The sequence below is a fragment of the Cytophaga aurantiaca DSM 3654 genome, assembly GCF_000379725.1.
GTDB lineage: Bacteria > Bacteroidota > Bacteroidia > Cytophagales > Cytophagaceae > Cytophaga > Cytophaga aurantiaca.
In genome coordinates, this window is sequence record NZ_KB903638.1 from 33,783 (window position 1) to 55,714 (window position 21,932).

General features: G+C 36.0%; 17 protein-coding genes and 1 pseudogene. 11 read left to right on the plus strand and 7 right to left on the minus strand.

Annotated elements, in window-relative coordinates; translation table 11 throughout:
* The first annotated feature begins 192 nt into the window (after positions 1-192).
* On the plus strand, positions 193-1,581 hold the full coding sequence (locus A3EE_RS0110410; protein ID WP_018343384.1) for a type III PLP-dependent enzyme domain-containing protein: 1,389 nt from the start codon (positions 193-195) through the stop codon (positions 1,579-1,581).
* 120 nt (positions 1,582-1,701) lie between these two features.
* Here the strand turns inward: A3EE_RS0110410 and A3EE_RS0110415 are convergent, their stop codons facing one another.
* Entirely contained in the window at positions 1,702-2,223 is a 522-nt protein-coding gene (locus A3EE_RS0110415) for a D-glycero-alpha-D-manno-heptose-1,7-bisphosphate 7-phosphatase (protein WP_018343385.1), read from the minus strand.
* Between the two features lie 63 nt (positions 2,224-2,286).
* Here A3EE_RS0110415 and hemG point away from each other — a divergent pair, with 63 nt between their 5' ends.
* From hemG to A3EE_RS0110430, 3 genes are all read left to right on the plus strand, one after another.
* Positions 2,287-3,597: a protoporphyrinogen oxidase gene (hemG, locus tag A3EE_RS0110420; protein WP_018343386.1), complete on the plus strand. Its 1,311-nt coding sequence runs from the start codon at positions 2,287-2,289 to the stop codon at positions 3,595-3,597.
* An 81-nt stretch (positions 3,598-3,678) separates the two neighbouring features.
* Positions 3,679-4,413: a polyprenol monophosphomannose synthase gene (locus A3EE_RS0110425; protein WP_018343387.1), complete on the plus strand. Its 735-nt coding sequence runs from the start codon at positions 3,679-3,681 to the stop codon at positions 4,411-4,413.
* Positions 4,414-4,425: 12 nt separating this feature from the next.
* On the plus strand, positions 4,426-4,911 hold the full coding sequence (locus A3EE_RS0110430) for a GyrI-like domain-containing protein (RefSeq protein ID WP_018343388.1): 486 nt from the start codon (positions 4,426-4,428) through the stop codon (positions 4,909-4,911).
* Positions 4,912-5,110: 199 nt separating this feature from the next.
* Here A3EE_RS0110430 and A3EE_RS0110435 read toward each other — a convergent pair whose 3' ends face one another.
* Entirely contained in the window at positions 5,111-6,247 is a 1,137-nt protein-coding gene (locus tag A3EE_RS0110435) for an ABC transporter permease (protein WP_018343389.1), read from the minus strand.
* A gap of 130 nt (positions 6,248-6,377) precedes the next feature.
* Between A3EE_RS0110435 and A3EE_RS0110440 the strand changes: the two genes are divergently transcribed.
* From A3EE_RS0110440 to A3EE_RS0110450, 3 genes are all read left to right on the plus strand, one after another.
* Positions 6,378-7,622, plus strand: a complete 1,245-nt coding sequence (locus tag A3EE_RS0110440) for an exo-beta-N-acetylmuramidase NamZ family protein (RefSeq protein WP_245553829.1) — start codon at positions 6,378-6,380, stop codon at positions 7,620-7,622.
* 82 nt (positions 7,623-7,704) lie between these two features.
* The gene (gene fmt, locus A3EE_RS0110445) at positions 7,705-8,613 is read left to right on the plus strand and encodes a methionyl-tRNA formyltransferase (RefSeq protein WP_026209724.1); all 909 of its coding nucleotides are present in this window, start codon (positions 7,705-7,707) and stop codon (positions 8,611-8,613) included.
* Complete coding sequence (locus A3EE_RS0110450) at positions 8,610-9,095, plus strand: dihydrofolate reductase (RefSeq protein ID WP_018343392.1); 486 nt, start codon at positions 8,610-8,612, stop codon at positions 9,093-9,095. The genes fmt and A3EE_RS0110450 overlap by 4 nt, the downstream gene beginning before the upstream one ends.
* 76 nt (positions 9,096-9,171) lie before the next feature.
* On the opposite strand, the gene A3EE_RS0110455 is transcribed toward A3EE_RS0110450, so the two are convergent.
* From A3EE_RS0110455 to A3EE_RS0110465, 3 genes are all read right to left on the minus strand, one after another.
* The gene (locus A3EE_RS0110455) at positions 9,172-9,558 is read right to left on the minus strand and encodes a hypothetical protein (protein WP_018343393.1); all 387 of its coding nucleotides are present in this window, start codon (positions 9,556-9,558) and stop codon (positions 9,172-9,174) included.
* Between the two features lie 104 nt (positions 9,559-9,662).
* Positions 9,663-14,711, minus strand: a complete 5,049-nt coding sequence (porU2, locus tag A3EE_RS0110460) for a putative type IX secretion system sortase PorU2 (RefSeq protein WP_018343394.1) — start codon at positions 14,709-14,711, stop codon at positions 9,663-9,665.
* Between the two features lie 3 nt (positions 14,712-14,714).
* Positions 14,715-15,815: a putative type IX sorting system protein PorV2 gene (locus tag A3EE_RS0110465; RefSeq protein ID WP_018343395.1), complete on the minus strand. Its 1,101-nt coding sequence runs from the start codon at positions 15,813-15,815 to the stop codon at positions 14,715-14,717.
* Between the two features lie 113 nt (positions 15,816-15,928).
* Here A3EE_RS0110465 and A3EE_RS0110470 point away from each other — a divergent pair, with 113 nt between their 5' ends.
* Positions 15,929-16,510, plus strand: a complete 582-nt coding sequence (locus tag A3EE_RS0110470) for a hypothetical protein (RefSeq protein WP_018343396.1) — start codon at positions 15,929-15,931, stop codon at positions 16,508-16,510.
* Here the strand turns inward: A3EE_RS0110470 and A3EE_RS0110475 are convergent.
* Both A3EE_RS0110475 and A3EE_RS0110480 read right to left on the minus strand, forming a co-directional pair.
* On the minus strand, positions 16,507-18,207 hold the full coding sequence (locus A3EE_RS0110475) for a M3 family oligoendopeptidase (protein WP_018343397.1): 1,701 nt from the start codon (positions 18,205-18,207) through the stop codon (positions 16,507-16,509). The two genes, A3EE_RS0110470 and A3EE_RS0110475, sit on opposite strands and share 4 nt — an antisense overlap.
* A gap of 12 nt (positions 18,208-18,219) precedes the next feature.
* Positions 18,220-19,266 carry a ferredoxin--NADP reductase gene (locus A3EE_RS0110480; protein ID WP_026209725.1) on the minus strand — a complete coding sequence of 349 codons (1,047 nt, stop codon included), beginning with the start codon at positions 19,264-19,266 and terminating at the stop codon, positions 18,220-18,222.
* A gap of 140 nt (positions 19,267-19,406) precedes the next feature.
* Between A3EE_RS0110480 and purB the strand changes: the two genes are divergently transcribed.
* From purB to A3EE_RS0110495, 3 genes and pseudogenes are all read left to right on the plus strand, one after another.
* Positions 19,407-20,756 (plus strand): adenylosuccinate lyase, encoded by a 1,350-nt coding sequence (gene purB / locus A3EE_RS0110485; RefSeq protein WP_026209726.1) that lies wholly within the window; start codon positions 19,407-19,409, stop codon positions 20,754-20,756.
* Between the two features lie 13 nt (positions 20,757-20,769).
* Positions 20,770-21,540, plus strand: coding sequence for a class I SAM-dependent methyltransferase (locus A3EE_RS0110490; RefSeq protein ID WP_018343400.1), 771 nt, complete (start codon positions 20,770-20,772; stop codon positions 21,538-21,540).
* Positions 21,541-21,705: 165 nt separating this feature from the next.
* Positions 21,706-21,932 (plus strand): annotated as a pseudogene (locus A3EE_RS0110495) (transposase); the annotation flags it as partial.

The window sequence follows — 21,932 nt, forward strand, 5'->3', positions numbered from 1 at the left end:
TTTGCCTATTTATCAGCAGAAAATTCAATTCCTCTAACGCCCTTATTCATTTTAAACAGGCTATAAATCAGGCAGTCAGATAAAATGCATCATTTTCAATATTATTTCTTAATGACTTTCATACGTTTCAATTGCATAGTATTTTTTTTTATGTGATTATTGCAGACAATTCGTATTTACAAAAGCCCATACATGGATAAATATTTTGACCTTATTGACCAAACCTTTTACTTTCCTACCGAAGAGTTTAAGTTGGTCAACAATGAATTACATTTTAATGGATTTCCTTTAATGGATGTGATCAAAAAATTTGGAACACCTTTAAAGTTAAGCTATTTACCAAAAATAAGTTCTCAGATACAAAAGGCGAAACACTTATTCAATCAGGCCATTATTGATAATAATTACAACGGTACCTATACCTATTGCTATTGCACCAAATCTTCTCATTTCAGTTTTGTATTGGAAGAGGCATTGAAGAATGATATACATATTGAAACTTCATCTGCCTATGACATTCCGATTGTTCGTATTCTGTTTGAAAAAAATAAAATAACGAAAGACACGAACATCATTTGCAATGGATTTAAACGTATTGAGTATACGGACTATATCTGTGGGTTAGTGAATGAAGGCTTTAACTGTACTCCGATCTTAGATAATTTTGAGGAAATTGAGGCATACGAAAAAGGCGTCAACACAACCTGTAATTTAGGAATTCGTTTATCTACAGATGAAGAACCGAAGTTTGAATTTTATACTTCACGCCTGGGTGTCAGATACAATGACGTAGTTCAGTTTTACAAAGAGAAGATCGAATCAAATCCGAAGTTCAAACTAAAAATGCTGCACTTCTTTATCAATACAGGTATTAAAGATACTACGTATTACTGGAGTGAATTAAGCCGCTTTGTACATATGTACTGTACATTGAAAAAAATAAATCCGGATCTGGATAGCATTGATATTGGCGGTGGCTGGCCAATAAAGACTTCTGTTCATTTTGAATACGATTATAAATACATGGCCGACCAGATCGTTAAAACAATCAAACGTGTATGTGAAGACGAAGGTGTACCAACACCAAATATCTTTACAGAGTTTGGAAGCTTTACGGTTGGCGAAAGCGGAGCTGCTGTATATTCTGTATTGGGCAGTAAATTGCAGAATGATAAAGAAGAATGGTATATGATCGATAGTTCCTTCATCACTACCCTTCCGGATGTTTGGGGCTTGAATCAAAAATATTTATTGCTTGCAGTAAACGGCTGGGACAAGCCATATAAAAAGGTAAAGCTTGGTGGTATTACCTGCGACAGTATGGATTACTACAATTCAGAAGCCCATCAAAACTTATTGTTTATGCCTGAACTGGATAACAAAGAGCCTCAATACATAGGCTTCTTCCATACAGGTGCATACCAGGAATCGCTCGGCGGATATGGTGGCATACAGCATTGTTTGGTACCTGCACCGAAACACATCCTGATAAATAAAAATGCAGACGGTACTTTTACCTACGATTTATTTGCACCTGAGCAGACGAAAGAAAGCATGTTGAAAGTTCTAGGTTATAAGTAATAGATTTTAAGATGTACATATAGTAAACGAATATTTTAAATCATATTATAAGAAAAGCCTCTTGCTTAATTAGCGAGAGGCTTTTCTTATAATGAAACGATTCTTAAAACGTAAAACTTATTACCTATTACTTTTCAAAATTAGCTCCGCTGCTTCAAACAACGAATCCACTTTATACTTAGCGCTTGTTTCTGTATTCGGAAATTCTTCAATTAAGATCGTTGGAATATTAAGATTGTTTGCTGGAATGATATCGCGCTCTCTGTCTCCCACCATCCACGAGTGTGCAAGATCGATATCGTATTTTGCAATTGCTTTTTCAAACATTAATGAACCTGGCTTACGGGATAAGGATTCAGAAGTTGATTGGTGGTATGGAGAATAAAAATATTCATCTATTAAATTGCCTGATTCTTTATCAAAATAACCGTGACATTTGTATACATCATCGTGCTGGTAAATACCTTTTGCAATGCCAGATTGGTTTGTAATGATGATCAATAAATATCCCGCATCTTTTAACATTTTTAATGCTGGTATAACACCATCTATGATCTTGAATTCTTCAACTTTATAGGTATAATTGACATTGTCCACGTTGATTACTCCATCGCGATCCAAAAACACACATTTATTTTTCATTTTTATGAGATTTTTACAAAAATACTGAAGATTTACTAATAATTTAGAGTTATCAAAGAGAATATGATCGTTATAATCGGAGCAGGTATATCTGGGTTGACACTCGCCTACGAATTGGAGAAAGCAAAGAAGCCTTATATACTTCTTGAATCTTCTTCTCGAACAGGTGGTTATATAAATTCAGTTAAAGTAAATGAGTACTTATTGGAAGTCGGTCCAAATTCTATTTTGATTGATGCAGCTTTTGATGTTTTTTTAAATGAACTCAATCTTAGTTCTTCTATTGAAGATGCAGCTTTGGTTAATAAGAACAGATTCATTTATAAAAATGGTCGTGTACAGCAGGTCCCATCCGGACCGCTTTCATTTTTATTCTCTTCTTTCTTTTCTTTTCAAACTAAAAGAACAATTTTCAAAGAAATCTTTAACACCTCCAAGACTGTTGAAAATGAATCGGTATATGATTTTTTCACCCGTCGTTTTTCAAAAGAGTTTACTCAATACACCATAGATCCTTTTGCAACTGGCGTCTATGCTGGTGATATTAAACAATTATTGATCGAAGAAACATTTCCGTCGTTGGTTGCATTGGAAAAAGAATATGGCAGCATCATTAAAGGTGTTTTCAAAAAAGGTTTTGGTTCGCGACGACGTACAGCCTCGCTTAAAGGTGGCCTTCAAACATTAACCAATACACTTGCAAGTCGGATTTCAAATCTTTCATTGCAAACAAAAGTCGTTTCCGTTTCAAAACATGAAGCTGGATTAAGCATTGCGATTCAAAAAAATGGAGCGAGCATTGAAAACATGATAGCTGATAAAGTTGTTTTTTGCGGCACCGCATTTAACGCAGCTGAATTATTGCAAGAACATTTTTCCGATAGCGCAGCTCAGTTAAACAAGGTTCGGTATGCTCCTATTAAAGCTGTATATGCAGCATTCAAAAGCAAAGATGTAGGTCATGCCATGCGTGGATTTGGTTGCTTATATCCTTCTGTTGAGTCTTCATTTCTTGCAGGTACGATATGGAACAGCAGTATTTTCAAAGAGCGTTGTCCGGAGGATGAAATACTTACCACTTCTTTTATAGGCGGAATGTATCATCCGGAATACAGCAACTTGAATGAAGAAGAGATCAAAGAGCGAGCTGTAGCTCAGCTAAAAAAAGATCTGAGTATAACGGGTGATCCGACTTTTGTTTACATTGCCGGTTGGGAAAAAGCTATTCCTCAATACGATATACATTTAAAAGTGGCTCGAAAAGAGTTAAATACATTAGAGGAAAGTACTATTTATTTCACTTCCAACTGGACAAATTCCATCTCTTTGGGTGAATGTATACAAAGTGCCCGTAATTTAGCGTTAAGCTTATAAGGAGCAGAAATTCACACTATCCTTCGGTGAAAATATAGTGTCATCTATTCTCCTTTCATAAAACAATCCTTAACTTTGAACATGAGTAAAAATCTCGTAATTGTTCCAACCTACAACGAAATAGAAAACATTGGTTTGCTGATTGACAAAGTCATGACGCTGTCTGTACCGTTTGATATGCTGGTTATTGAAGATAACTCGCCGGATGGTACAGCAGAACTGGTAAAAACCTATGCATTAAAATTTCCAGAACGTATCTTCATGATACAGCGTCAAGGTAAGCTTGGTTTGGGTACGGCATACATTGCAGGATTTACTTACGGCATCGAACACAAATATGATTACATGTTTGAAATGGATGCTGATTTTTCACACAATCCCGATGATTTAATCCGTTTGCATGCTGCCTGTGAAGAAGGTGCAGATGTGGCTATCGGCAGCCGTTATGTACATGGTGTTACGGTAATAAACTGGCCCATTGGTCGAGTATTGATGTCGTACTTCGCGACAAAATATGTACAATTAATCACTGGTATGCCGGTAGAAGATGCAACAGCAGGATTCAAATGTTATAGCAGAAAAGTTCTTGAAACAATTCCATATAAGAGAGTAAAATTTGTAGGTTATGCATTTCAGATACAAATGAAATTTTTATGCTGGAAATACGGCTTCAAATTAAAAGAAGTTCCTATTATTTTTATGGATAGAACACGTGGTACATCCAAAATGTCTATGAATATTTTCAGAGAAGCAATTTTTGGTGTGCTACTTATGAAGTTTAAAAGCCTTTTTCAAACATATCATCCAAAGGTTTAATACGATTGACGTATGTTTTCCAGAATAGAACTCTTCACTGAAAAAAAAATGCTGGGAAACAGCATTCAAATGTCTTTTGCAGAGAACAAGACTACAGAACTCTGGAAGAATTTCATGCCCAAAGTAAAGCAATTGAATCTGCCTGCAAATGCTAATTTATATTCAGTTGAACTTTATAGTGACATTACTTTTTTTAGCAACTTCAATCCTGCTAAATCTTTTGTAAAGTGGGCTGCCGTTGAAGCAGATAAATTAAGCTATCCATCAAGCGATCTACAAACACTAATAATTCCAACGGGTTTATATGCAGTATTTATTCATAAAGGTCCGGCTGTAGAGGGCTATAAAACCTATGAGTTTATTTTTAAGAACTGGTTGCCGCAATCAGATTATGTATTGGATGATCGACCGCACTTTGCGTTGATGGGCGAGAAATATAAAAACAACGATCCCGATTCAGAAGAAGAGATCTGGATACCTGTAAAGGAGCGCATTTAGTTTTTAATGCTGACTCAACTATTCTTATCTAAATCAATTTAATCCGTCACATAAATGTGACGGCAATGAAGCGCGGCAGAACATTATTAAATGTTCTGCCGCGCTTCATTGCCGTTGTGCTTTAGCTAACGGTTTTAGATATTTATCCGCTTTGCTTAATGATTAACTAAATGAAATTTCAACTCAACGCAATAAAATCTTAATTGAATTTTATTGCCTTTACTGGAGTTACTCTGGAAATAAATCTAACTGGAGCTCCAAGAATAACAGTAAAAGCTAACAGTGCTCCTATGTTTACCAACGCAATTGCCAGCCACGGAAATTCAATTGGTACAGAGCTCATGAAATAATTTTCCGCATCCAACGGAATAATGCCTGTATAATATTGAATCGCACACAAGCCCAGTGCTACAGCATTTCCGGTAGCCATACCAATCAGAATAATTCGGAAACCATTCCAGAGAAAAATCCTACTTACTTCCTTATTTGTTGTTCCGAAAGCTTTCAGTAAGCCGATCATAGGTGTACGTTCCATAACCATTACAATAATGGTAGCAATGATCACAAAAGATGAAACGCCCATAATCAAGGCCAGAAATATAGACACATTCCGATTCAATAAATTGAGCCAATCAAATATCTGCAGATACTTATCTGTAATAAGTTGTATCTGCATATCATAATCCATTTGATGATACACCTCACTTGCAGTAGAATCCAATTGATTAAAATCGGATACATATATTTCCAATCCACCGATCTGTTTGGGAGACCAACCACTCAACACTCTGTTCAATTGAATGTCGCCAATGATAAATAATTCATCCAGTTCTTCTAAGCCAGTCTGATAAATTCCGGAAACAACTACTTTACGGTAACGCGGTGGGTTTTGTACAAAATATAACAGTAGACTATCTCCTGTCTTCAGTGTTAATTTACTTGCAATTTTATCACTGATAACGATCTGTTTGGAATAGGTACTGTCGTTAAATTTGATGAATGAGCCATCAATAATATTTCCTTTGAAACGATTTATATCGAAGTCGCGGCCTACTCCTTTCAAAATTACTCCTTGAATTTCTGTGGAAGATTTTAGCAAACAAGGCTTATGCGATACACCTTGTACATGTTCTATTGTAGGTATCGCTTTTATAGAATCAAGGGTGTTCGGCTGAATGATAAAAGGAGATTCTTCATACGACTTATCAATATCGTATTTGGTCAAATGAATATGTGCGCCAAAACTGAAGATCTTCTCTCTGATGCTCGTTTTGAAGCCATCAAGGATACATAAAGAAGTTATCGACAATAAAAAACCCAGAAAAATAATAACCACAGCAATCCTATGCACCAGGGATGAAAATGACTGCCGATCATTTTTTTGTATTCTTGACGATATAAAGTAATAAAGATTCAAATTTTACTAATTTTGAACTATGTTCATACATTCAAATATACAGATTTCTATGCGTATAAAAGGATTCTTTGCGGGGATAATTATCGCTTTGCCGATTTACCTTATTTTTTCCTGTTCTTCTACTCCGCCTGCAAACGATACCAAAGCAATTACACGTTCAACTGCATCAACGGATTCTGTTGCTATTGTTCAGCCATTGAAGGTCGGTGCAGAACGTCTGGATCAGTACCTGGCCTTATTAAAGAATAAAAAAGTAGGCATGGTTGTAAATCACACTGCCATGGTTGGTAAAACACATTTGGTAGATACACTTATCTCTTTAGGTATTAATGTTCATAAAATTTATGCTCCGGAACATGGCTTTAGAGGAACAGCGGATGCTGGGGAACATGTTGCATCGTATACCGATAAAAAAACAGGCATTGCTGTGGTATCATTATATGGCAGTAATAAAAAACCTTCACCGGAACAGTTAGCTGATGTAGACATTATCATTTATGATATTCAGGATGTGGGCGCACGTTTTTTTACGTATATATCAACGATGTATCTGGTAATGGAAAGCTGTGCTGAAAACAACAAACCATTGTTGATATTAGACAGACCAAATCCAAATGGCGATTATGTAGACGGACCTGTTTTAGATATGAAACTGAAATCATTTATTGGGATGCTGCCCTTGCCAATTGTGCATGGCTTAACCGTAGGCGAACTTGCGCAAATGATCCAAGGTGAAAAATGGTTAAAGGATAGTTTAAAATGTAACTTTACGGTTATAGCTGTATTAAATTACACACATAATACCGAGTATATTTTACCGATCAAACCATCTCCCAATATGCCGAACAATCAGGCCATTCGCTTGTATCCGTCTTTAGGTATTTTTGAAGGAACAAATGTGAGTGTTGGTCGTGGTACGTATTTTCCATTCCAGGTACTTGGTTCTCCTTTCACAACCGATACTACCTTTTCATTTACACCGGTTAGTATTGACGGTATGTCTAAGGATCCGATGCACATGAATAAAAAATGCTATGGTTTTGATCTGCGAAATGTAGTTTATAAAAAGGAAGTAGATCTAAGCTATGTAATTAAAATGTATGAACTCACTAGTGATAAAGCAGGTTACTTCGGAAAAAATAATTTCTTTGATAAACTCGCAGGAACAACAACATTAAAGCAACAGCTGATTGAAAAAAAATCTGCTACTGAGATAAAACAAACATGGCAGAAAGATTTGGTGATCTATAAGGCTATGAGAAAAAAATATTTACTGTATACAGACTTTGAATAAACTAGTGGTCAGTGATCAGTTGCGAGTGGACAGTATAATGTATTCCACTGACAACTGACCACTGTCTACTGACAACTAGAGTATGAAATTAAGAATTATATATATGGGTACACCCGACTTTGCTGTACCCAGTTTGGAAATATTAATCGAAAACGGATTTGATGTTGCGGCTGTTGTTACTGCTCCGGACAAGCCTTCCGGAAGAGGTTTGAAGATACAGTATTCGGCTGTAAAGGAAGCTGCGTTAAAATACAACATTCCCGTTTTGCAACCGGAGAAGTTGAAAGATGAAGCGTTTATTGCAGAGCTTAAATCTTATAACGCCAATCTGTTCATTGTTGTAGCATTCCGAATGCTGCCGGAAGTAATCTGGCAAATGCCTTCGATAGGCACCTTCAATTTACATGGTTCTCTCCTACCAAAATATCAAGGCGCAGCTCCAATCAATTGGGCAATCATTAATGGCGAAAAAGAAACAGGATGTACTACTTTCTTTTTGAAACATCAGATCGATACCGGTGATATTCTTTTACAGGATAAAACTCCTATTGAAGCAGAAGATACATTCGAAACCGTTTACAATAAACTAAAAATATCAGGAGCTGATCTTGTATTGAAAACCGTACGTTTGATCGAATCTGAAAAATATACGTCTACACCGCAGCAAGGCACTCCGATTCATGCACCTAAGATTTATAAAGAAACTGGAGCCATTGACTGGAATAATTCGTGTGTTGCAATCAATAATCTTATACGTGGATTAAATCCATTTCCTTCTGCCTGGTTTGTACATGCAGAGAAAACATATAAAGTATTTAAAGCTATTCCTGAGCTCAGTCAAACAAATGTTGCTGTCGGCACTATTCAATCCGACAACAAAACATTTATCAAAGTTGCCTGTGCTGATGGTTGGTTATTGTTACTTGAAATTCAGGCGGAAGGAAAAAAACGCATGTCTGTACAGGACTTTTTAAAAGGAAATAAAATATGATCCGTTCTATCATTGTAGCACAATCTCAAAACAGAGTTATTGGTATTGATAATACATTGCCGTGGTATTTACCTGCCGACCTAAAGCGTTTTAAAGCTATTACCATGGGTCATCACATGATTATGGGAAGAAAGACCTACGAATCTATAGGCAAACCTTTACCCGGCCGCACAAGCATCGTAATCACGCGCAATAAGGATTTAGTATTTGAAGGCTGTGTAATGGCTCACTCATTGACTGAAGCTTTTGACATTGCGCAGAAAAATAACGACGAAGAAGCATTTGTGATTGGCGGTGCAGACCTGATCAAGCAAGCGATTGATGTCTGCGACAAACTTTATCTAACTAACATTCATCAGGATTTTAAAGGTGATACTTTTTTAGACCCCTTGTCTTCAAGCTGGAAAGAAATTGAAAACATTGCACACGAACCAGATGAAAAAAATGTGTACTCGTATTCGTTTGTGACGTATGAGAAATAATATGTGATTTTTATGGTCAAACCTATAAGGTTTTTAAAAACCTTATAGGTTTAGTTAAGAGATTAGAAGATTATTTTTATTGTATTTTTTTTCTAAGTAGAAAAGTACTTCTTGGATACCCACTTCCAAAGCTATTTCCATTAGAGACCGGGGCCGGAGTAAACGCTAGCGAAGAGTTTACTATTTCAAATCCTTTTTCGTTTAATGCATGTAGTTCTTTCATTACTGGAGTATAATCGCCATAAAGATCTGTTTTTTGTTTTTCCCATTCTCTTTCAATGGCAGGTTCTTCACCAATAGTTACGCGGATTATTTTTTTCTTACCTTGTTCAAGTACATCCACAATGGCGTACTCTTCTGTACGTGTATTAACAGCACTTTTTTGATTTGAATTTGTGATGAATCCTGCTAATAAAAAAGCTGAAGCGAGCACTAGGCTACTTATTAAAATTATTTTTTTCATAATTGACAATTGAAGTTTAAATATGTGACGTAACTTATTTATTTAAAAGAGATATAAATTTCTAATGCCAATCCAATTAATCCTCTAAACCAACAAATACCAATCTATCTTAATATATATAACTTGCCCCAATCGTGTTTGAAAGCCTTATCACCTGCGTTTTCACGGTGTTCAAAAAACTGACTTTCATCCTTTATAATTACTCGGTATAAGTACACACCGTTCGCTAACCGATCACCAAACTCATCTGTTCCATCCCAGGCATATTCTGTAATATTATTACCAATATGCAATGGCCCCAGTTCTTCTTTAAATATTTCCTTTACAATTTTTCCTGAAACAGTCATGATCTGAATTTTCATTTTATCCGGCACGCTTGTTCCGCTTAAGGTAAATACAAATCTACAATTTGTTGAGAACGGATTTGGATATGGATAGAAATATGAAATAGATGGTTTGTTCTCTACTTTAAATGTAATGCGGTATTGATTGTTTGCTGATTTATTTCCTGAAGCATCTATCCCTTGTACAATGATTGTATAGGTGCCATCAACCAAACCTGTTGGTTGTATTTCAGCAACAAAGGTATTGGTACGTGCATTCTCCAGACTCCAGCTTTTCACCATGGAGCTTGTAGATGTTATTTGTATAGGCGTTGATTGTCCGGGATATTGTAAAAACAACTCAATGCTATTCGGATCTGACATTAATAAATATCGATTGTTATCGCGCAATGAAATATTAATTAACGGACTTGCAGAAACCAAATCTCCATCAAAAATCCGAATGCCATCAAATGCAACTTCCAATACTGGCTGTGTTTTATCTGCTTCAACAACAAAAGATGTTTCAATAATATTGTTTGAATAATATTGTTCTGCCTGGAATTGAGGATTCACATATACCTGAATGTAATTCTTACCTACTAAACCTTTTGTAGAGAATTTATATTCAAAAGACATATTTTGTTTTGCTGTCAATGCGGTGTAGGTAACCGTATCCAGTCTTAAATATCCGGATTCATTTCGTATTGAATAAACAACTTTAATTGGCTGACTAAAATCTATATCTGAAATATTATCAAAACGATACGTATAGCGAATCGTATCTCCTTCTGCACGGGTTTGTGGATTGTATTTATCTAAGCCAACTGCATATGGATTTAGAGAACCTTCAGGTACTCCGTTATATATGATCTGCCATTTCTTAAGCACCGACGGAGTTAATGTAGCATTGTCTTCAATATCCAGGTACAATTTGCAATACGTATGTACGCCATCAATCAAATATGTACCATTCATCTCTAAAGAATCTTTCTTTGGAAGTGTTATCGTATCCATAGCAACACCGGAGATGTTGTATCGGATTAATTTTAGTGTGGCAATGTCGTTTGCAAACGTATCTATAGCAAAATACATTTTACCCCATTTGCTGGATGGACCTATCAAATTTGTCGTAATGGTTCCTCTGTCGTAATAGCTATTGAGTGTAGTATCAATTGTAACAACAGTACCTGCATCAATACTTGTATTTACCTTTTCACTTAGTGGAGTTAATGCACTACGTTTTGTGACCAATAAAAATGCTTGTCTATGATCTGTCAAATTTGCAATTTGACCAGCATGTAATGAGTCTCTGAAATACGTTTGAAGATTAGCAGGCCATGTTTCTTTGCTGCTGCTTCCTGCATTAAATACAACCAGAATGTCATTTTTATTTGTATGTTGTACTGCATTAATAAATCCATCAGCATCTCTACCATATATATAGTTGATACTTGGTGGAGTATTTGTATTGCTTGGATAAAGAATCTCAAGAACAAGTTTTGTGTCAAAATTTTGACCACAGTAAGACCACCCATAATTATTTGGCGTATAAATAATAGGTGTCAATGACGAACGGTTTAATATGAAAAGCACAAAACCTCCCGCCCCTGCACAATTATAATATGCAGAGTTCTGCAAAATTGGAAGGTTATTAATGCTCAATAATGTATTATCTCTATCTCCTCCAAAACCCACACCACCTGACGCCTGAACTCTTAATTCAGCGGATGTGGTTGGATATAACCAGGTTTTCGTTGCATGGATATATTTCAAACCAATCAAATTGTTTTCCAATATCTGATCCACATTTGTTTGAGACCATCCCGGATTACTATTCTTTATATAAATAAATGAACTGTTATCCCATATGGTATCTTCAAGCGCTTGAATTGTTTTGAAGCGTGTACGCCAAAAATAAACGATGCTATCTGAAGGTGACACATTCGATACCAACTGAGGAACCCAGCTTGGTAAAGAACCACTGGTTACAACAGCTGTTTGTTTAAATGGACTATTAAAGAATTTTGATGTATCAATTTCAAAATAATATTCCGTTGCATTGATCAATAAATTTGTTGGCTGAGCAACCAACGTAACAGGCTGACTGGAGACTACACTATAATTTAATGGATAGATGCATTTAACAGAACTCAATGGCATGTAATAATTCAAATATGCAACGTTATTCGTTTTTTGAATTTCCTGTAACGAATCCAGCGGATCTATAGAAATAATAAACTTATTCTCACCTGCGTAATTCCCATCGCTGTTAATGATTTCAATTGAAGCTGTATCTCGATAATAGATTGGGGAAAGTGAGATCTGATAATTCTTAACAAAAACATTATTTACATATCGACTGATGATAATATCAACTGTCTTATTCGGAGTACTACCGTAATTGTCTACCGGAATGATAATTTTAAATGGATCTTTAGCCGTTACATTTAATCCATTCAATGAAGCTAATGCGCACTTGCGTTCAGCTGTTTGATTGTCCCCATACACTGCATAATCCGGTTTACTTGGACTATATAATCTCATGGCAGGGTCACCAGATAAATTCATTTGAGTGCATTGTGCCTGAGAAACCACATCTATCGATGCATTTACGGATACAATAGAATCAATCACTTTTCTCATAACAAACCCTATAGATCGATTTCTATAACGTTCATCATTAAATTGAAATTCATAAAAATAAGTTGAGTATTGATTTAAATTATTGGCATATCCAATATCTGTATGTCCCAAAACATTTATGGCACCCAGGTTTGGTGTATTTACCCAATCTTCAGCAAAAGAATAATTTGTATAAATGTTAGCAGACGTACAGCCATTCACCAGAAGCATTGGATACTTACCGGTATTTTTGTACCCATATATTGGATTCGACACAAAGCCAATATCCACATCATTTATTTCAGCAGAAGAGTGTCCAAAAAATGTCATCAGTGAAATACCAGCATTTACATCAAGCGCTACATTTGTTATAAGTTGATTATCTACAGAACCGTTTTGAAGATTTTTTACATATGTATTTACAACCTTCCCTCCAAAATGAGGACTTTCAGCATATGCCTTGTATGTATCAACATATCTTTTATAAAGTGAAATTTCTGAAGCAGTTTTACCACCACTTAAATGAATCAAATGTTTACGCCAGATCGTTGTTGAATCTAATGATTCATGAATTCGTACTTTATCCAGATATGCATTCACTTCATCATTTGTTCTTGCCGGTACTCTTCCAGTATATATCTGTGCAACAAAATTAGCATCAATACTGTACATCAGATCAGAACCTGGCTCACCAAACGTAGGTACCAGATTTGTTAAATGATTTTTGTAATCTGTATTGTTCCAGAATTGTCCAGGATTAAAACGGTAATAAACAGACCCTATCCCACTAAAATAATTCCCCATAGAAGCAGTAACTCCTTTACCCAATATCAACAGATATTTTTCTGAGGCACTTGCATTCACAAGCTCTGTACAAAAACGTTTTATAGAAACAGGTGAAAATTCTCCGTAACAATAAATGTTGCAAAGTTTTTCAAAGGAATATTTATCTGCAGCATACGATCCACCCGGCGCTGAAGCTCTGTATTGTTTATAATTTTCTGCTGACAGTTCAAATACATCCGGATAAACGATGTAATAATTTTCAGTTAACGAAGGTAAGCTCAGGTTTACAGACTGAATAGATGAAATGGTTTTGTATGCCTGATTGTAGATAAGTATCTTATTAACAACCGATGCAATTGTAAATGTGCAATTCGGATTGCTATAGGAATAATCAATTAAAGTTTGATTGTATAGATCTGAAATATCCAGCAACATTTTAGGACGCGAAGAATTATTCAATACAATTGAACGATCCTGATTGCCATTATCAGCAATGTTTAATATTTTATTTTGTGAAGCAGAAGTTATATAGGTACGAGGGTATTTTACTTTTACATATGCAGGTGCTATAAAATCTGCAGTGGTTCCCGTTACTTTAATAAAGCAGCTCAGTGTAGATTTACTATTTAAATATGAACTGGGAATTGAGGCTGTAACAGTTTTAAATTCAAGATTTGAAAAAGTTGGGAACGCAAATGTGTAATCAGGTGCATTTGGGTCCGCGCCAACCAGCAACACAATCTGATGTATGGAATTGTCGTACATGCCTACAGCCTGGGCTTCCAGCTGAATGTTTGCTGAAGCAGATATGAATGCATTTGTAATGGGTACATCTACCCTTCTTACCCCATTTAAGCCCATCCTATAGCCAAACCAACCTTCACCCATATCATAATCACTTTTATGGGTTTCTGTTGAATAGACTTTACCTCTAAGATATTGTTCCGTAAATACAGTTAGTGATTCTTCATAATACCAATCATCGGTATTGCTTGTAATTGGAGAAGTACCAATTGAAATCCGTTTTCCTGCTTGCGCACCAATTGTAAAAAAATATGCGCAGGTATCGGACAGTAAATTGAAATAGGTGTGCGCCTGAAAATTTGCAGCATACAATAATGAATCCAATGTTCCGTCATTTTTCTTTCCATAAAAAAACAAGCTATCGTTATTCAGATACACAGCTTGTTCTTTTCCGCGGAACCACATTTGTAGATTTGTGAGATCGCTTGTATTGATGCCTGATGATTGAAGCTGCGTATAAGGTATTGCGTATATGCCGTCCTGAAAGGTCTTTACTTTAAAATACGATTGATTGGGAACTATCCATTCAGATCCATTCTGCGAATATGCATTCAGTATCTGTATAAAAAATACACTTACGAAAACCAGTTGTTTTATGGCTTTACTTAAAGTCATAAACTATTTGATTTTATCAAATGAGAATTTTAAAGAGAATACATTCGAATATAGAGATTCAGAAAAATTACCAAGATCTGTTAACGCGTAATCAATTGTGAACTTGCTGATCTTAATACCTACTCCAAAATTGGGTTGAATATTGGTACTATAATTACCTTCAAATGTTTTTATGCGTTGTATATTTCCCATACCAAATCGTAGAAATACTATCTTCATATAATCGAATTCAAGACCAACGGCAGGATCTATTGAAAATACACCCGTTCTTACAGCTGTATTTCTTTTACCATCAAACGTAATTATCAGATCAGTAGCTGCCAATAATCCGATTTTTTTTGTGAGTTTGAAATTACGTGCCACACCCGGAATCAAACGAGGTAGTGTAACTTCAATGGAATTTTTAGGTAATTCATTGTTCGTTTGTGCATAAACATCTTTCAACAAAGCTGTATTGTACGACCATGCATTAAATGTTCCTGTGATATCTCTTGCAACAAGACCAAGATCCCATTTACCGGCTTTGTATTGTGCACCTGCATCGAAACCAAATCCCCAGGCTGTAGCAAACGAACCTACTGTTCTGTTAATGATCTTCAGATTCACACCTAAGTTCAAACCTTCAATCAGTTTACTTTTGCGTGCATACGAAACTAAAAAAGCATAATCGGCAGCAGAGAAAAATCGAATGTTGTTGTAGTTGATCTGTCCGTTAGCATTTCCACTTCCATCAAATAAATATCTTGTATCCGGGATATCATCAATACCAAATCGGATAATGGATGCTGCAATAACACTTTGGGAATCCAGACGTGTTGCAAAACCTACATAATCGTATTTAGCAATGCCTGCAAAATATTCGGCATGCATTAAGCCAATATCATACTTCGTTGTAATGCGTTGTAAACCTGCCGGATTCCAATAGGCAGAAGTGACATCGTTTACAGCTGCAGATTGCACATTGGACATACCAAATGCACGTGCACCTATACCAATCGCAAGAAATTCATTGCTGTATTTAGGAGTATATATTTGCGAAAAAGAAGCAGATACTTGAAAAAGGAATACAAAAAGAAAGACTACAGTCGTATTTTTAGTTAACATGCTACTTTAACGCTTATTTACGTCGTATATTTTGTTTATTTATACGATATTACGAAAAAAGTAAATATATTTTTACATTTATATACTACTTTATACTAACAATTTACTAAACCATGAAAGCAATTCAATTTATTGCTCTAGCAGCAACAATTTCAGTACTTTCGGTTGCCTGTTCAGACAGCAAAAAACCGGAAAACACACAACCTACTGTTGAGGTCGTAAAAGCACCGACTATTTCTGAACAGACCTCAGCATTAAACGCTTCTGTTGACTCCGCCTGGCATGCAGTTATTCAGGTAGACAGCCAAAAATTTGCAAATATCAAACGATTGGTTGAAGAGATTTCTTATTGCAAAAAATACGATGAAAAAGGTGTAGCTAAAGCCTTAAAACTAATAACTGAAATACGTACGTTCCAATATACTCAGGATAATTTATCCGATTCAATCATTACCCTATATGATACCAAAACAGATGAATTGATCCGCTTTGTACGTAATTTAAAAGGTAATACAAAAGAGATTTCACAACACCCTTTGGCGGATCAATTGGATAATGAAATTATGGAAGCCGATAACCAGTTAGTGAACTATAGAAGTAGATACGACGTGCTGGCAAATGAATACAATAGCTTCCTTGATGCAAACAAAGAAGCTATTGGAACAAAGAAACGATTATTTTCTGTACCTGCTTAAAGGCTTAGAGCAGCCAATTCAGCTTTTACAAAATCCATCAATTCCTTGATGTATTCTTTACTGAAATCAAACTTGATCCCGGCAGCTTTATAAACTTCCGGGATTGATTTTTTATAACCCAGTGCTAACGCCTGCTTATATAATTCATATCCTTTCGCAGGATCTTTTTTATAATTACGCCAAACTGCAATAGCACCCAATTGTGCCATTCCATATTCAATATAATAGAACGGAACTTCAAATAAATGTAATTGCTTTTGCCATGCATTTATACGATACTGTTCCAATCCAGACCAATCAGTCGTATTGTTAGAGAATGGGTAGAACGATGCTTTCCACATCTCTTCTCTTTCAGCTAAAGTATGCTCAGGTTTTTGATAAATCGTATGTTGGAACAGATCAATCGTTGCAACCCATGGCATGGTTTGCAATACACTTTCTAAATGTTCTCTTTTTGCACGTGCCAGATCTTTTGGATTGGGGAAGAAAATATCCCAATATTCCATAGACATTAATTCCATTGACATAGAAGCTAATTCTGCAACTTCTGAAGTCGGATGTTTGAATACATTCAGTTCAAGATCCGCATCAAGGAAAGAATGTAGTGCATGTCCGCCTTCGTGCACCATCGTTACAAGATCACGCAAGGATTGAGTAGCATTCATAAAAATGAATGGTACTCCGGTTTCATCCAGCGGATAGTTGTAACCGCCTGGTGCTTTACCTTTGCGCGACATCAAATCCAGGTGTCCCATCTTTTTCATAGTAGCTATACATTGTGCTGTATAGGCATCCAGCTTAGCGAAACATTCAATTGTTTTTTCTGTCAGATCATCTGCGTCTTTAAATGGCTTTAATGGAGTATCACCAAAATAGTTTACAGATAAATCCCATGGCTTTAATGCATCTAACTTAAGTGCTTTTTTTCTTTCTTCCGCAAGCGTATTTAAAATCGGAACAACTTCTGATTTAATTGCTTCGTGAAATGCATAACAATCGGCAGGTGTATAATCAAACCTTCCCATTGCTGTAAACATATAATCTCTAAAATTCTTGAAACCTGCATTCAGAGCCGCTTTGTGGCGCAGACCGATCAATGTTGTATATAAGCTATCCAACGTTGCTTTATCCTGATATCTGCGCTCATTTATCTTCTTCCAAACCTCTTCTCTTTTCGAACGATCTGTCTGAAGCAAATAATCAGATGCCTGCTGCATTGTAATTTCTTTGTCATCTACTGTAACAGTCATAGCACCGGATATTGTACCAAATTGGTGAGCAGTTTGTTCGATTTCAGAAAAGATCGAAATGTTTTCGTCTCTATAGATCGACTTATCCTTTTCTAATAATTTTATAACAATATCAAATCCTTCTTTATCTTTCAAGTCCTTTAAAAAAGGGTCCTCCAGCGCTTTCGTATCTAATTGATTTGAATACGGAGCCATTGCCGGCTGCAATTCAGATACGAAATAGTTGAAATTATTTTTAATTTCTTCGTTGGTTGTATCGCAGGTCATTTTGATATATCTCCAACCTAAGTCTTCTGAAATCGCCGATTCGAATTCACTTCGATCCAAGTACCATGTATATAATTCTAAAGAAGAAGAAATCTTTCTTGAAAGTAATTCTTCGTAATAAGGTTTAAGCGTATCCCACGTTGTTACAGTAAAATCACCTGGCAAATATGTTCTTTTCATAGATTCTTTTTCTTAGTCAATTTCAATTACTGTTCCAGCAGCAGCCGGACGACCTACACAGGTTAATACATAACCATTTTTAACTTCTTTTTCAGATAACCCATCCTGATCACCCATCTCAACTTTACCGGATAAACATTTACCCATGCAAGCTGTACACAAGCCGCTCATACATGAGTATGGCAGATCGATACCTTCATCCAAAGCACTCTGCAAAATTGTTTTACCAGGCTTAACAGAGAACTTATATTCACTGCCCTGATACATTACCGTAACTTCGTTCGCATCTCCTGAATGTTCCGGAACACTTACAAACACGGAGTCATTTTCATTCGCCGTAACAAAACTTTCTTTATGAATGTTTGAAGCAGCAACCTTAAGAATTTCTAAACCATGTTTCACTTCTTCAAGCATCCCATCCGGACCGCATAAGAAATAATCCGATTTTGCTACAGCCAAATCCGAAAGGCTTTCTATGATCTTTATGAATTTACTTTGATTTAAACGGCCTGTAGGCAAGGCATGATCATGTGGCTGGCTATAGGTATAAACAACCGAAAAATTAGAATTAGTTGCTTGAAGCTGATCTAATTGTTTTTTAAATATAACGGAATCTTCATTTCTGTTTGAATAGATCAGACATACTTTTTTATAGGATTTATCTGATAAAGCAGTTTTGATCATACTCATCAATGGCGTTATACCGCTGCCCGCTCCGATAAATACTAGGCTATCAGTTGATGCCTTATCTAACGTAAAAATTCCAGCAGGCTGAATAAATTCAAGGGACTCGCCGGGCTTTACTGTATCAATCAGATAGCTAGAAACCTTACCATCCTGAATTTTCTTTACAGTAATACTAGGCTTAGAATCTAATGTCGGTGACGATGAAAACGAATAGGAACGTCTGATTTTTTCTCCGCCGATTGTTAGCAAAAGCGTAATAAACTGTCCTGATTTATACTGTTTTATCAAATCATTTTGTGCCAATACAAATGTCGTAGCATCTGCTGTTTCTTTGATTTTTTCTTCTATGCGTACTTGATTATTCGAGCTCATAACGGGTAATAATTTCACGAATATACCACTTTCATTTTTTTCAGACACTAATGTGTATAAAGTTTGGGGCTTAGAACACGATTTTTTAGCCAGAAATTACACTTATTTTGGTATCTTTGATGTTCTCAAAAGTATGTAAAATGGAATTACAAGCATTAACAGCAATCAGTCCTATTGATGGAAGATATAGAAATCAGGTAGCTTCTTTAGCTCCTTTTTTATCGGAATTCGGATTGATCCACTATCGTGTACGTATTGAAATCGAATATTTCATTGCTTTATGCGAAAAACCTGTTCCTCAACTTAAGAACTTTGACAAAAAATACTACAATGCATTACGTGCAATCTATCTGGAATTCAGCTTGGAAGATGCACAACGCATAAAAGATATTGAAAAAGTAACCAATCACGATGTTAAAGCGGTTGAGTATTTCATTAAAGAAAAATTAAAGAAGTATGAGCTTGGTGATTATTTAGAGTTTATTCACTTTGGTTTAACTTCTCAGGATATAAACAATACGTCTATTCCATTGTTATTGAAAGATGTATTGAACACATGTATCTATCCGGAACTTTCAGCATCCATCAAACAAATTGAAATATTGGCAAAAAGCTGGGAAGCAATTCCGATGCTTGCTAAAACGCACGGACAGCCGGCATCTCCTACCCGTTTGGGAAAAGAGTTTATGGTATTTGTTGAACGTTTGATCAATCAGATCAATCTGCTGCACCAAATCCCTTATAGCGCTAAGTTTGGCGGAGCAACAGGTAATTTCAACGCACACCATGTTGCCTATCCGGAAATAAACTGGATCGAATTTGGAAATGATTTTGTGAACTCAACATTGGGCTTGTCACGCAATCAATACACAACTCAGATTGAACACTACGATAACCTTGCTGCATTGTTTGATGCATTAAAACGTATCTCAACAATTCTTATTGATTTTGATCGTGATGTATGGCAATATGTATCGATGAATTACTTCAAGCAAAAAGTTAAGAAAGATGAAGTTGGCTCTTCTGCAATGCCGCACAAAGTTAATCCGATCGATTTTGAAAACAGCGAAGGAAATTTAGGGGTTGCTATTGCTTTGTTCGAACACTTCTCTACAAAGTTGCCGATCTCAAGATTACAAAGAGATTTAACGGATTCAACTGTGCTTCGCAACATTGGTGTACCATTAGGCCACTTCCTGATTGCATTAAAATCATTACAAAAAGGTTTATCTAAACTTGAATTGAATGAGTCTGCTATCAATGCTGACCTGGAAGATAACTGGGCAGTTATTGCTGAAGCAATCCAAACTATTCTCCGCAGAGAAAATTACCCGAATCCATACGAAGCATTAAAAGACTTAACAAGAAACGGAGGTAAGATCACGAAAGATACGCTTCAGGTTTTCATCAACGGACTCACAGTTTCTGAAGAAATCAAAGTTGAATTGCGTAAGCTTTCTCCTCAATCATACACAGGTATAAAATTTTAATCCGTAGCGTCTCATGAAAGAATTGATTCGTTTTGCAATACGAAAAGTACCACGCAAATATCTGCAGATCGTAAGTCCGGCTGCAATGAAAGTAATGAAGTTGCTATACAAAGGCAACGCAGTTGAATGTCCGGTTTGTAAAAGCACATTCTCTAAAATGCTTCCCTATGGAAGAATTGTTAGCAGAGAAAATGCATTATGTCCGGAATGCTTGTCTTTAGAACGACACAGACTGATGTGGTTGTTTTTAAAAAACAAAACAAATTTCTTTACAGCCGACATTAAGTTACTTCACATTGCTCCCGAACACTGTTTCATCGACAGATTTGAAGCATTACCAAACCTGGATTACATTACAGCAGATATTGAATCGCCGTTGGCAAAAGTTAAAATGGATGTACATGCTATTCCATTCGAAGCTAATACATTTGATGTTGTTTTCTGCAACCACGTATTGGAGCATGTCGACAACGACATTAAAGCCATGCAGGAAATGCTTCGTGTATTAAAACCCGGAGGTTGGGCCATATTACAAAGCCCTATTGATCCTACACGCACAGTAACTTTTGAAGATCCGAGCATTACAGATCCGGCTGAAAGAGAACGTGTACATGGACAAGATGATCATATGCGGACATATGGACTGGATTACGGAGACAGAATCAGAACATCTGGCTTCATCGTAACAGAAAGTCTATATGTAAAAGAACTTCCTGTTGATATAGTAAAAAGATATTGTTTACCGGGAGAAGAAATTATTTACTATTGCGAAAAAGCAAAGTAAGTTGCTAGTTTCTAGCTACCAGTTTCGAGACGAAAGAAAGTACTGAGTGTAGAGTATACTAATTCATATAGAACATAAAAAAAAGAAGCCTTTTAATATTAAGAGGCTTCTTTTTTTTATGTTCTATGTCTCGTCCTGAAATAGCGATACATAAAAAGTAACGTTATGAAAGAAGAATCAGAGAAACAGTATGTTAGAAGAAGTTCAAAAGACTACAGCTATAGCTTTAAATTAGCTGTAATTCAGGAAATTGAGCAGGGTTTAATAAGTGTAAAAGAAGCCCACGACAAGTATGGAATTCAAGGTAGCCACACGGTTGCAACATGGTTGAAAAAATATGGTAACTTTGACATGTCCAATAAAAGCGACTCAGTTATGCCTAAATCTAATGA